12 protein-coding genes and 1 pseudogene are annotated in these 12,592 nt (G+C 70.1%); 8 read left to right on the top strand and 5 right to left on the bottom strand.

Annotated features, from left to right (window positions below):
• Positions 1-140: 140 nt before the first annotated feature.
• Positions 141-839 carry a histidine phosphatase family protein gene (locus tag ACQEV2_RS24445; RefSeq protein WP_433045326.1) on the bottom strand — a complete coding sequence of 233 codons (699 nt, stop codon included), beginning with the start codon at positions 837-839 and terminating at the stop codon, positions 141-143.
• Positions 836-2,155: a glutamate-1-semialdehyde 2,1-aminomutase gene (gene hemL / locus ACQEV2_RS24440; protein WP_433045323.1), complete on the bottom strand. Its 1,320-nt coding sequence runs from the start codon at positions 2,153-2,155 to the stop codon at positions 836-838. The genes ACQEV2_RS24445 and hemL overlap by 4 nt, the downstream gene beginning before the upstream one ends.
• Positions 2,156-2,719: 564 nt before the next feature.
• Between hemL and ACQEV2_RS24435 the strand changes: the two genes are divergently transcribed.
• Complete coding sequence (locus ACQEV2_RS24435) at positions 2,720-3,157, top strand: hypothetical protein (protein ID WP_003974483.1); 438 nt, start codon at positions 2,720-2,722, stop codon at positions 3,155-3,157.
• A gap of 157 nt (positions 3,158-3,314) precedes the next feature.
• Positions 3,315-4,280: a phosphorothioated DNA-binding restriction endonuclease gene (locus ACQEV2_RS24430; RefSeq protein ID WP_433045320.1), complete on the top strand. Its 966-nt coding sequence runs from the start codon at positions 3,315-3,317 to the stop codon at positions 4,278-4,280.
• Positions 4,281-4,328: 48 nt separating this feature from the next.
• Here ACQEV2_RS24430 and ACQEV2_RS24425 read toward each other — a convergent pair whose 3' ends face one another.
• Entirely contained in the window at positions 4,329-4,586 is a 258-nt protein-coding gene (locus tag ACQEV2_RS24425) for a hypothetical protein (RefSeq protein WP_433045317.1), read from the bottom strand.
• Between the two features lie 11 nt (positions 4,587-4,597).
• Here ACQEV2_RS24425 and ACQEV2_RS24420 point away from each other — a divergent pair.
• A pseudogene (locus ACQEV2_RS24420) lies at positions 4,598-4,948 on the top strand (LysR substrate-binding domain-containing protein); the annotation flags it as partial.
• 52 nt (positions 4,949-5,000) lie between these two features.
• Here ACQEV2_RS24420 and ACQEV2_RS24415 read toward each other — a convergent pair.
• On the bottom strand, positions 5,001-6,020 hold the full coding sequence (locus ACQEV2_RS24415; protein ID WP_433054735.1) for a LacI family DNA-binding transcriptional regulator: 1,020 nt from the start codon (positions 6,018-6,020) through the stop codon (positions 5,001-5,003).
• A gap of 322 nt (positions 6,021-6,342) precedes the next feature.
• Here ACQEV2_RS24415 and ACQEV2_RS24410 point away from each other — a divergent pair, with 322 nt between their 5' ends.
• The 5 genes from ACQEV2_RS24410 to ACQEV2_RS24390 all read left to right on the top strand — a co-directional run bounded on the left by ACQEV2_RS24410 (position 6,343) and on the right by ACQEV2_RS24390 (position 11,949).
• Entirely contained in the window at positions 6,343-7,638 is a 1,296-nt protein-coding gene (locus ACQEV2_RS24410; protein WP_433045314.1) for an ABC transporter substrate-binding protein, read from the top strand.
• 11 nt (positions 7,639-7,649) lie between these two features.
• The gene (locus ACQEV2_RS24405; protein WP_433045311.1) at positions 7,650-8,693 is read left to right on the top strand and encodes a carbohydrate ABC transporter permease; all 1,044 of its coding nucleotides are present in this window, start codon (positions 7,650-7,652) and stop codon (positions 8,691-8,693) included.
• A complete protein-coding gene (locus ACQEV2_RS24400; protein WP_433045308.1) occupies positions 8,690-9,526 on the top strand; it encodes a carbohydrate ABC transporter permease in 837 nt (278 codons plus the stop codon). The genes ACQEV2_RS24405 and ACQEV2_RS24400 overlap by 4 nt, the downstream gene beginning before the upstream one ends.
• A 47-nt stretch (positions 9,527-9,573) precedes the next feature.
• The gene (locus tag ACQEV2_RS24395; RefSeq protein WP_433045305.1) at positions 9,574-11,217 is read left to right on the top strand and encodes a glycoside hydrolase family 13 protein; all 1,644 of its coding nucleotides are present in this window, start codon (positions 9,574-9,576) and stop codon (positions 11,215-11,217) included.
• Positions 11,218-11,346: 129 nt separating this feature from the next.
• On the top strand, positions 11,347-11,949 hold the full coding sequence (locus ACQEV2_RS24390) for a CGNR zinc finger domain-containing protein (protein WP_433045302.1): 603 nt from the start codon (positions 11,347-11,349) through the stop codon (positions 11,947-11,949).
• On the opposite strand, the gene ACQEV2_RS24385 is transcribed toward ACQEV2_RS24390, so the two are convergent.
• Complete coding sequence (locus ACQEV2_RS24385; protein WP_433045299.1) at positions 11,946-12,518, bottom strand: hypothetical protein; 573 nt, start codon at positions 12,516-12,518, stop codon at positions 11,946-11,948. The two genes, ACQEV2_RS24390 and ACQEV2_RS24385, sit on opposite strands and share 4 nt — an antisense overlap.
• Positions 12,519-12,592 lie beyond the last annotated feature (74 nt).

Raw genomic sequence — 12,592 nt, 5'->3', positions numbered from 1 at the left:
TGGCTGGTGGTCACCCAGTCAGAGGGCGCGACGAACGGGGAGGTTCCTCCGGATCTCGGAGGATTCGCAACAAATGTCACAAACGTGTCTTAGGCGCCAGGGTTTGTCAGGCGCCGAAGCTTCTCAGACACGCATGCGCCTCAGGCGCCGAACGCCTTGTCCTTCCCCTTCACCGGCTTCGCACCGGCACGGAGATGGGCGGGCACGAGATCGATGGCGGGCTCGGTGTAGCCGACGGACACGATCCTGTCGCCCTGGTACGTGAAGCTCGTCAGGGACGCGAGCGTGCACTGCCGCTTGCGCGGGTCGTGCCACAGCCGCCGCTTCTCGACGTACGACCGCACGATCCAGATCGGCAGCTGATGACTGACGAGAACGGCCTCGTGCCCCCGCGCGGCGTCCTTGGCCGAGCCGAGCGCGCCCATCATGCGGATGACCTGGTCGACGTACGGCTCACCCCAGGACGGCTTGAAGGGGTTGACCAGGTGCTTCCAGTTCTCGGGCCGCCGGAGCGCCCCGTCCCCGACTCCGAAGGTCTTGCCCTGGAAGACGTTGTCGGCCTCGATGAGCCGCTCGTCGGTCGCGAGGTCCAGCCCGTGCGTCTTGGCGATCGGCGTCGCGGTCTCCTGCGCCCGCTCCAGTGGGGAGGAGCAGACGTACGTGATGTCCCGGGAGGCCAGGTGCTCGGCGACCCGGTCGGCCATCTGCCGCCCGAGCTCGGAGAGGTGATACCCGGCGAGACGGCCGTAGAGGATCCCGTCCGGGTTGGCGACCTCGCCGTGCCGCACGAGGTGGACGACGGTGATGTCGCTGCTGCTCTTGTCGATGCCGTTGCTCATGCCGCCGTGGCCTCCGCCGCCGCTCGGGCCGCCGCCGGGAGGGCGTCGGCGATCCGCTGTACCGCCCGCTCGTCGTGGGCCGTGGACACGAACCAGGACTCGAAGGACGAGGGCGGCAGATAGACGCCCTGCGCCAGCATCGAGTGGAAGAAGGCGGTGAAGCGGAAGGACTCCTGCCGCTTGGCGTCCTCGTAGTTCTGGACGGCCCGGTCCGTGAAGAAGACGGAGAACATGTTGGAGGCGTTCTGCAGCCGGTGCGCGACGCCCTCCTTGGTGAGGGCCTCGGTGACGAGGGACTGGAGGGTCGCCGACACGGCGTTGATCTTGTCGTACGCGACCTCGTCGAGGAGCCGCAGCTGGGCGAGCCCGGCGGCGGTGGCGACGGGATTACCGGAGAGGGTGCCGGCCTGGTACACGGGCCCGGCGGGCGCGAGGTGGGCCATGACATCGGCACGCCCACCGAAGGCGGCGGCCGGGAAGCCGCCCCCCATCACCTTGCCGAAGGTCATCAGGTCGGGTCGGACCCCGTCGATGCCGTACCAGCCGGCGCGGCTGGTACGGAAGCCGGTCATGACCTCGTCGGAGATGTAGAGAGCGCCGTTGCGCTGGCAGGCATCCTTCAGTCCCTGGTTGAAGCCGGGGAGCGGCGGGACGACGCCCATGTTGCCGGGCGAGGCCTCGGTGATCACACAGGCGATCTCGCCGGGGAACCGGTGGAAGGCCTCCTGCACGGCCTCGAGGTCGTTGTAGGGCAGGACGATGGTGTCGCCGGCCTGGGCGCCGGTGACGCCGGGGGTGTCGGGAAGGGCGAAGGTGGCCACGCCCGACCCGGCCGCGGCGAGCAGCGAATCGACATGCCCGTGGTAGCACCCGGCGAACTTGATCACCTTGGTGCGCTGGGTGAACCCGCGGGCGAGCCGGATGGCGGACATGGTGGCCTCGGTCCCGCTGGACACGAGCCGCACCTGCTCGAGCGGCTCGATCCGCCCGACCATCTCCTCGGCGAGGGCGACCTCGCCCTCACCGGGCGTACCGAAGGAGGTACCGCGGGAGACGGCGTCCTGGACGGCGGCGATGACCTCGGGGTGAGAGTGCCCGAGGATCATGGGCCCCCAGGAGCAGACGAGGTCGACGTACTCACGTCCGTCGGCGTCGGTCAGGTACGGACCGGTGCCGGACACCATGAACCGGGGCGTACCGCCCACGGCACGGAAGGCGCGCACCGGGGAGTTCACGCCGCCGGGCGTGACGGCGGCGGCACGGTCGAACAGGGCCTGCGAGGCCGGTGCTTCGTACGGATAGGGCGATTCACTCATGGGCCTGCGACTTCTCCGACCTTCTGTCGACTTCTCGGACTCCGATTGCCAGTGACCTCCTCAGGGTAGGCCAGCGGGAGGTGACGGCAGCGGGGCCACCGCTGACCGGCAGGAGGGCCACCGCTGACCGGCAGTGGAGCCACCACGGACCCGGCAACGGGCCTCCCCTCCCCCGCGATCTGCGAGACTGGTCGTGATACACACAGCTCATGCGGGGTGTGGTGGTCGGGGACTGAAAAGATCCTGCGGACAGGTGTTTCAACGCACGTTTCGGCGGGCGGCCGTGGGGGAGGTCACTGACACGATGATCGGGTTGCGCGGCGGGGGCCACGCGTCCTAGAAAAGCAGTCGGGTGGAGATATGCATCGCGGTGGCGGACTGGGCGAGGGGACTGATGACCTGGGTCCTCGACGTGCCCGGCGGGGAAGGCACCGGCGCGACGCGGAGGATTCGAACGAAGCACGCCAGGGACACGTAGTACCGGATATGCCTGGTACACCGAACGAGTCAGAGCGGGCCGACCGACGCATGGATCGGCTGAGGGCGAGCAGGAATGGTGGTCGGGTGGGGGTGACGTACAAGTACTTCGGCGCGCCCGACGGCGCGACCGCGGCCCGCGTCCCGATCTCGATGCGCCCCGAAGAACTCGGCGGCGACGAACTCGGCATGAACGGCATGTTCACCAAGATCAAGCCGGAGACGATGGCCGCGATGGTCCTGACGGGCATCGAGGGCGTCCCGCTGCACAAGGTGCCACCGCTGGAGCTGGTCGTCCTGCACCCCGACTACGCGGTGGTCAAGCTGCCGATGACGGTGGTGGACCCGCTGCGGGGTATAGGAGAGGAAGCGGTCGGCGCGGCCGCGTTCATCTGGTCGACGGTGCCGGACCGGGGTGGGCCCCGGGATGCGTTCAATGTGTACCAGCTGCTGCACGAGTGGCAGGACTTCTCGCATCGGTTGCATGAGGCGGGGCATCAGCCGTACTGCCTTGTTTGGCCCTGAGCTGGGGTTTCGTGGTTTTCGGGCGGGGCTTTCGGGCTCCGCCCTCGTCGTGTGCCGGGAGGGGCCGTCAGGGGGCCGGGGCGCGGCCGGGCGCAGACCGCGGGCCGCCCTCACAGCCCGTTCCACCGCGGGGAGCACTTCACTACGATCACCGGCCATGGACTGGCTGGAGCGCACCGCGAAGTTACGGCAGTGGAGCAGGGGTGGGGCGCGGGCGCCGCACAAGCCGCTGCTGTTGCTGTACGCGCTCGGCCGGTTCCAGGAGGACGCCGACAGCGAGCTGCGTTACAGCACGGTGGAGGCCGACCTGGCCCGGCTGCTGGCCGAGTACGGCCCGCCCAACAGGACAACCCCCGCCTATCCGTTCCACCACCTCGTCAGCGACGGGGTCTGGGAGGTGCGGACCGACCGCGGACCTGGCAGTCCGGGCAGCGGGGTACGGGATCTGCGCGAGACAGGTGCCATCGGAAGGCTCGACCCCGAACTGCGCGCGGCGCTGCGGCGCGAACCGGCGCTGCTCGGCCGTATCGCGCGGGTCCTGCTCGACCTGCACTTCCCGCCCTCCCTCCACGGCGACCTGTGCGAGGCCGTCGGCCTGGAGCTGGAGCCGGTGGAGAACGCCCGGCTCTCCGACGGACGCCAGCAGCGGGATCGGCGTATGCGGGACCTGGTGCTCACCGCCTACGAATACCGCTGCGCCTTTTGCGGCTACGACGGCCGGATCGGCGCCGTACCCGTCGGGCTGGAGGCCGCGCACGTGCGCTGGTGGGCCTTCGACGGCCCTGACGACATCGACAACGGCCTGTGCCTGTGCTCACTGCACCACAAACTCTTCGACAAGGGCGTCCTCGGCATCGGCGACGGCCACCGCGTCCTGGTCTCCCAGCGCTTCGTCGGCCACAGCCCCGCCGCGCACCAGCAGGTCATCGCGCTCGCGGGCCGCCCTCTCCTCGGCCCCCAGCCCGGCGTGCGCCCCGTCGCTGCAGCCCACCGTGACTGGCACACCAGCCAGGTCTTCCACGGCGCTCCCCGCCTGGCGGATGCGGCCGGTCACATCCCGGAATCCCGTGCGTCGAGGAAGCGTACGCCGAACGTGGGGGCGCCGAGGGGTTCGCGGGGATGACGTTCGGGCCTGCCTGCCCAGCAAGGCTCGAGCGTCCTCAGACCCCACTCAAGCGCCCAACGCGGCGCGCACCGCCTCGGCCCTCTCCTCCGTGAACACGCCACCCCCCAGCAGCGACAGGACGGACAGCACCCCACCCGAGGAGCCCCAGCTCCCCTCCTCGATCACACGGAAGTTGACCCACCAGGCCGGCGACGGCCTCTCCATCCCGCATGCCGCCGCCAGCGCGGCCAGCACCCGCTCGATGACCTCGGCCCGGACCTCCATCTCCCAGGCGGCATCCATGACCGCCACGTCGATCACCATCACGTCGAGTGTCCCGGGTCACGCTGCGGGAGATCGCCGACGAGACGTTCGTGGACTTCGCGGCCGGCACCCCCGCCCGCGCCCAGTCCGATCAGGCGTTCGCCGCCGCGGGTCTGGTGCGGGACGTCGCGTACGAGGCCGGCGTCGTCGAGCTGATCTCCCGCCTCGTCGCGCGCGGACTCGGCATCTCGCTCCTGCCGTCGGCGTACATCCGGCCGCTGGCCGCCGACGACCCCGAACTGGCGCTGGTGCCGGTCGTGGACGGACCGCGGCGCATCGAGTATCTGGCGTGGAGCCGCTTCAACCCCAGCCCGGCCACGCGGGCGATGCTCGACGTCCTCGGGGTGACACGACAGGCGTAGGCCTCAGTCCCGCGTCGGCAGGTGCGGTGCCGTATCCGGATGACCCGCCGTCTCAGATGTCCCGGCCTTCCTCACCCGCGGGCGGCGGAGCCGTGGTCTCCCGGGGGATCAGGTGCGTGGGCAGGACGACGTGCCGGACGTGGTCCGCCTCGGAGTCGTTGATGAGGGCGAGGGCGAGTTCGCCGGCCTCGCGGCCCATGTCCGAGGGTGACTGGGCGACCGTGGACAGGTCGAACCAGTCGGCGATGGGCTGGTCGTCGAAGCCGAGGACGGAGACGCGTTCGGGCACCGGGATCTGTGTCTTGCGCAGGGTCCAGACGGCGGCGACGGCGACCTCGTCCTGTTCGGCGAAGACGGCGGTGGGCGGCTCGCGCAGGCTCAGCAGCTTGCCCACCGCCTCCGCGGCGGCGCGCTTGTCGCCGACCTCGGTGGCGACCACCAGGTCGTCGTCGAGGGGGATGCCCGCTTCGGTGAGCGCCTGCTGGTAGCCGAGCAGGCGCTCGTTGGAGCTGAAGGAGAAGCCGCTGGCACCGACCGTCTGGACGAAGGCGATCCGCCGGTGGCCGAGGTTGAGCAGGTGCCGGGTGCCGTGCAGGGCGGCGGCCACGTCGTCGACGTAGACGCTCGGCCGCCCCTCGACGTGCTGGCTGACGTAGATCACCGGCATGCCGAGGTTGTCCAGGCTCTCGGTCTCCTCGTCCGTGAGGTCGAAGCAGAACACCAGCAGCGCGTCGGCGTTGCGCCGGGCCGGGAGGCGTTCGAAGAACGAAGTGCGCGCGGCCAGGTCGGGGATCACGTAGACGTTCAGTTCCAGGCCGGCCGCCCGCAGCAGCGGGGCCAGGCTGGACAGGGCGGCTCCCATGAACCACGACTGGAGCGTCGGCACCATCACCGCCACGTTCCCGGTCTTCCCCGTGACAAGGCTTGCAGCCTGCCTCGACACGGCGAAGTTCAGCTCGCGTGCGGCCTGCTCGACGCGCGCGCGGACCTCCGGAGAGACGGTGGACATGCCGCGCAGGGTGCGCGAAACGGTGGATGTGGAGACCCCGGCCCGTTCGGCTACGTCAGCCATCGTGGGGTGCCGCTGAGCTGGTGGCATGAGCGGACGGTAGCACAGGCGGCACGGACTTCTGGGCAGTTCGTGACAGCGCTTTCATGCACCGTAAACCATCCACCGCATCGTATTACCGAGTAGTAACGCATTGACTTCCGCCAAATGCGACCCCTAGCTTGCAAGCGTTGTCACGACGAGGTCATACAGCCAGCCCGCCGAGCCGATAAAAACGGGCTTTACCTGCGGCTTTCATTCAGAAACAGGCGTGACAACGCGGTCTCGCAACAGGGACAGACGACTCCGTACGACCAGTACGAACCACGTACGACCAGGAGACACCGTGAAGACCACAACCACCAGAGCGTTCCAGTGTGTGGGCATGCTCGCCGTCGGCGCCCTCCTCCTCACCGGCTGCGGCTCGTCCGACGAGGGCGCCGCCGGGCAGGCCGGGCCGGGGACCTTCGAGGGCCGCGGCCCCATCACCTACGTCGCGGGCAAGGACACCACCGGGTCCGTCCAGCCGATGCTCGACCGCTGGAACAAGCTGCATCCGAAGGAGAAGGTCACCTTCATCCAGCTGCCGACGGACGCGGACGCGCAGCGCCAGCAGATGATCCAGAACGCGGAGACGAAGTCCGACGCCTATACGGTGCTCTCCCTCGACGTCGTGTGGACGTCGGAGTTCGCCGCCCACCAGTGGATCGACAAGCTGCCCGAGCAGCGATTCCCGCTCGACAAGATGCTGAAGCCGGTCGTGGAGACGGCCAAGTACCGCGACGGCCTGTACGCGGTCCCGGCCAGCTCCGACGGCGGCATGCTCTACTACCGCACCGACCTGCTGAGGAAGGCCGGCATCAGCCAACCCCCGGCCACCTGGGCCGAGTTGAAGGCCGACTGCGCCAAGGTGAAGAAGCTGCCCGAGGCCAAGGGCATGTCGTGCTACGCCGGGCAGTTCCAGAAGTACGAGGGCCTGACCGTCAACTTCGCCGAGGCGGTGAACTCCGCGGGCGGCGTCGTCACCGACGCCAACGGCAAGCCGGACGTCGACACGGCGGCGGCGAAGAAGGGCCTGGACTTCCTGGTCGGCTCGGTCAAGGACGGGACGATCCCCAAGGAGGGCATCACGTACCTGGAGGAGGACGGCCGCCAGGCGTTCCAGTCCGGCAAGCTGCTCTTCCTGCGCAACTGGCCCTACGTGTACTCCCTGGCCGGCAAGAGCGACATCAAGGGCAAGTACGCCGTCGCCCCGCTGCCCGGCCTGGACGGCCCCGGCTCCTCCAGCCTCGGCGGCCACAACCTGGCCCTGTCCTCCTTCGCCAAGAACAAGGCCACGGCCCTGGACTTCATGAAGTTCTTCAGCAGCGAGGAGAACACGGCCACCTTCCTCAAGGACGCCTCCCTCGCCCCGCCGTACGCCTCCCTGTACGACGACAAGGCGCTGGTGGAGCAGTACCCGTATCTGCCGGTGCTCAAGGAGTCCATCCTGCGCGCCGTTCCCCGCCCGCGCGTCGTGCAGTACGGCGACGTGACCTCGGCGGTCCAGCGGGAGGCGTACGCCGCCCTGACCGGGAGCAAGAGCAGCGCCGAGGCGCTGAAGGACCTGCAGGCAGCCCTGCAGAAGTCCACCGGGCAGTGAGGAGCGGGGTCATGGCCGACACCAAGATCCCGCCCCCGGCGCCGGTGGTGAACCCGCAGCCCGGGGAACCGGCGAGCCCCCGCCGTACGCCGCGGCAGTCCCGCGCGACCGCCGGCTCGGCACGGATGGCCGCCCTGCTGGTCTCCCCGACGCTGCTGGTGCTGACGATCGTCGTGCTCTACCCGACGCTCATGGCGCTGAACGAGTCGCTGTACGGGGCGAAGGGCCTGGATCCGGCGACCGGGTTCATCAGCACGACCGAGCCGTTCGTCGGGCTGCGGAACTACGCCGACATCTTCGGCGAGGCCGGGGAGCGGTTCTGGAACGCCTTCTGGAACACCACCGTCTTCACCGTCGTCACGGTCGCCCTGGAGACGGTGATCGGGGTGGCGATGGCCCTGATCATGCACAAGGCGTTCCGGGGCCGCGGCCTGGTCCGGGCGGGCATCCTCATCCCCTGGGCGGTGCCGACGGCCATCTCGGGACTGCTGTGGCGGTGGATCTTCAACAGCGACGGCATCGCCAACGCGCTGATCGGCCATCAGGTCCTGTGGACCACCGAGGGCTTCCAGGCCAAGGTCGCAGTCATCGTCGCCGAGGTGTGGAAGACCGCCCCGTTCATCGGGCTGCTGGTGCTGGCCGGACTTCAGGTCATCGGCAAGGAGGTGTACGAGGCCGCCCGCATCGACGGGGCGAGCCCGCCGCGCCAGTTCTGGCACATCACGCTGCCGCTGGTGAAGCCGGCGCTGCTGGTGGCGATGCTGTTCCGCTGCATGGACGCGCTGCGCATGTTCGACCTTCCGTACATCCTCATCGGCGCCCAGAAGCACTCGGTGGAGACCCTGTCGATGCTCGCGCAGAACGAGGCGTCCAACGTCCGCTTCGGACCGGCCTCCGCGTACTCGGTACTCCTCTTCCTCTACGTCTTCCTCGTCGCCCTGGCCTTCGTACGGCTGCTCGGGGCCGACCTGATCGGAGACGTCGGCGCGGGCGGCCGTAAACGGAAAGGCAGCCGCATCCCGGCACTGCGCCGCCGTACGGAGGTGACGGCATGACCACGCTCACGGCGAAGTGGCGCAGCGGCCTGCTGTACGCGGGTGTCATCGCGGTCGTGGCCTACTGCCTGGCCCCGTTCTACTGGATGCTGGTCTCCAGCCTGCGCCGCACCACCGACATCTTCGACACCTCGCTCTTCCCGTCAGCGGTGTCGTTCGAGAACTACCGTGCGGTGTTCGACCCCGCGCAGGGCTTCGGCCGCGCGCTGCTCAACAGCCTGGTCGTGGCAGGCATCACGACCGTCCTGGCGCTGCTGCTGGCGACCTTCACGGCGTACGCCATGGCCCGGCTGGAGTTCCGTTTCAAGCGGCTGATCCTGACCCTGATCATCGCCACCTCGATGTTCCCGGTGGTGTCGATCGTGGTGCCGCTGCTGAAGCTGTTCACGGACATGGGCTGGATCAACACCTACCAGGCCATGATCGTGCCGAGCATGTCCTTCGCGCTGCCGCTGGCGGTGTGGAACCTGACCACGTTCTTCCGGCAGATGCCGGACGAGCTGGAGCACGCCGCCATGGTCGACGGCTGCACACGCGGCCAGGCGTTCCGCAAGGTCATCATCCCGCTGGCGGCGCCGGGCATCTTCACCACCGCGATCATCACGTTCATCGCGGCCTGGAACGAGTTCCTCATCGCCCTGTCGATGACCAACAAGCCCGGCATGCAGACCGCGCCGGTCGCCATCTCCAAGTTCACCGGCGCGACGACGTACGAGACCCCGTTCGGCAGCCAGATGGCCGCGGGCGTCCTCGTCACGGTCCCGCTGGTGGTCATGGTGCTGGTCTTCCAGCGCCGTATCGTCGCCGGGCTCACCGCCGGCGCGGCGAAGTAGACACGCCCACCCTTCGACTCCCGAGGAGCAACCCCATCGTGCCCCCCGTGTCCCCCACCGCACCCTGGTGGCGCAGCGCCGTCATCTACCAGGTCTACATCCGCAGTTTCGCCGACGGCAACGGCGACGGCGTCGGCGACATCGCCGGCCTGCGCTCGCGGCTGCCGTATCTCAAGTCCCTCGGCGTGGACGCCATATGGATCAACCCGTGGTACAAGTCGCCGATGGCCGACCACGGTTACGACGTGGCCGACTTCCGCGAGATCGACCCGCTCTTCGGCACGGTGGCCGAGGCGGAGCGGCTGATCGAGGAGGCGCACGAGCACGGGATCCGCGTCATCCCCGACATCGTGCCCAACCACACCTCCGACCAGCATGCCTGGTTCCGGGCGGCGCTGGCCGCGGGCCCGGGCAGCCCGGAGCGCGACCGCTACGTCTTCCGTCCCGGCCGGGGCCCCGACGGCTCCGAGCCGCCCAACGACTGGGTGTCCAGCTTCGGCGGCCCGGCCTGGACCCGGCTCCCCGACGGCGACTGGTACCTGCACCTGTTCGCGCCCGAGCAGCCCGACCTCAACTGGGAACACCCCGAGGTGCGCGAGGAGTTCGAGTCGATCCTGCGGTTCTGGTTCAGCCGGGGCGTGGACGGCTTCCGGATCGACGTCGCCCACGGCCTGGTCAAGCACCCGGAGCTCCCCGACCTGCCGCCACGCCAGGACCCGGTCGACGGGCGGCCCTGGCAGCACATCGACCACCCGCACTGGGACCGCGACGAGGTCCACGACATCTACCGTGCCTGGCGCAAGGTGGCCGACGAGTTCCCCGGCGACCGGTGCTTCGTCGCCGAGGCATGGGCGGACACCCCCGAACGGCTCGCCGCCTACGTCCGCCGGGACGGCCTGCACACCGCGTTCAACTTCGACTTCCTGATGTCCATGTGGGACCCGAAGGAGCTGCGCACGGTCATCGACGACTCGCTCGCCATGCTCGGCTCGGTGGGCGCGCCGGCCACCTGGGTCCTGTCCAACCACGACGTCGTACGGCACCCCAGCCGCTACGGCCGCCCGAGCCCGGCCCGGCGCTGGGTGGCCAACGAGCCCTACCGCGCCGAAGGCCCGCTCGACCTCGACCTGGGCACCCGCCGCGCCCGCGCCGCCGCCCTCCTCATGCTGGCCCTGCCCGGCGGCGCCTACGTCTACCAGGGCGAGGAGCTCGGCCTGCCCGAGGTCGAGGACCTGCCCGAGTCCGTGCTGCAGGACCCCATCTGGGAGCGCTCCGGCCACACCCAGCGCGGCCGTGACGGCTGCCGGGTGCCGATCCCGTGGTCCGGGCAGAGCGCGCCGTACGGCTTCAGCCCCGACGACGCGACCGTCGCACCCTGGCTGCCCCAGCCGGCCGACTGGGCCGAGCGCAGCGTGGCCGCCCAGACCGGCGACGCGGCCTCGATGCTGGAGCTCTACCGCACGGCCCTGCGCCTGCGCCGCGACACCCCAGCCCTCGGCGACGGCACCCTGACCTGGCTGGACGCCCCCGACGGCGTCCTCGCCTTCCGCCGCGAGCCCGGCTTCGTGTGCGTGGTCAACCTGTCGGTCGATCCGTACCGGCTGCCCGGCCACAGGGCCGTTCTGCTGGCCAGCGGCCCGGTCGAGGGCGGCGTGCTGGCGCCGGACCAGGCGGCGTGGCTGGCGGTGTAGCGATCGAGCAGTGACCGGCGGGCAGTGACCGGCGCGCGGGAGGGGCGGGGTGCATCTCGCCCCTCCCGCGCGCTCAGCACACCGCCGCAGCTTTTCTCACGGATGCCGCCATTCCGTACCATGACAGTCATGAAGGAGCCCGTCGAGCCACCGCTGCCGCCCGCGCCGGGCGCGGAGCAGTACCCGTCGCTCGCCCTCGTCAACAGCGTCATGGCGCTGCCGGGCGGTCACTACGTCGATCTGCTCGGCACCCCGGCCGCCGCGAACCACTGGCTGGTCGGCCTCGGGCTGGCTCCCGTCGACGCCGGGATGCGGGAGATGTGCGCGGCGCAGCTGCGTTCGCTGCGGGAGCAGATCCGGTCGCTGTTCGACGCGCGCGTCGCGGCGCTGCCGGCCCTCCCCGCCGCCCTGGCCGCCGTGAACGACGCGCTGACCAGGGTCCCCACGGCGCCGCTCCTCCAGTGGGACGACAAGAACGGCCCCTACCGCGCGGCCCCGCATCCCACCACCGAGATCGTCGACCACGCCCTGGCGACGCTCGCCGCCGACGCCGCCGACCTGCTCACCTCCCCCGACGCCGAACGCCTCACGGCCTGTGGCTCCGCGCCCTGCACCCGCTACCTGCTCCGGCACGGCCGCCGCCACTGGTGCTCCACCCGCTGCGGGGATCGGGCGCGGGCGGCCCGTGCGTACGCCCGGCGCACGCAGGCCACGACCGACCGACCCGGCTAGACCCTCACCCGCCGCTCGCAGTTCGCGGCGATCAGGTCGCGGACGTTGGCGACCACGGCATCGTTGCCGCCGCCGTTGCAGTCCGCCGAGTCGTTGCCGATCACGCCGTCGCGGAGGTCGATCGTGTCGTTGCCGCCGCCGGTGCGGACGAAGTCGCCGCCGGTTCCGGCGTTGATGACGGTGTTGATGGGGGCCGTGGAGAAGAAGCTGTCCCCGAAGTTGCCCAGCGCGGCGTTGATACGGGTGACGCCGGTGGCAAGGCCGCAGTCGGCGGCGGTGCCGTCCGTGTTGGGCACCGCCGTGCAGCCCGGGCGCGCGAGGATGTCCGCGTCGTCTTCGACGATCAGATGCCCCTCCAGTGCCCCGTCGGCGGCGACGCTGACTCTCATGTGGTTCGCCACGTTGTGGAGGGCCAGGATCCGGACGGTACCGTCGACCCGGTCCACCACGGAGCCCGGCGTCTCCTGCGCCACGGCGGGGACGGCGGGTACGGCGAACGCGGCCAGGGACACACCCGCGACCAGCACCGGAGCGGCCGTTCGCGTCAGAGACCTCTTCGCGATCTTCATGATTGCGCTTCTCTCCTTGCTTCGGGAGAGGGTGCCAAGGGCGGCGCCCTCGGCTCAGCCAAACATTCGGCAAT

The sequence above is a fragment of the Streptomyces sp. CA-251387 genome (assembly GCF_050936625.1).
Taxonomy (GTDB): Bacteria; Actinomycetota; Actinomycetes; order Streptomycetales; family Streptomycetaceae; genus Streptomyces.
The sequence above is the reverse complement of the archived record's forward strand: the minus strand, read 5'-3'. Positions and strand labels throughout refer to the sequence as shown.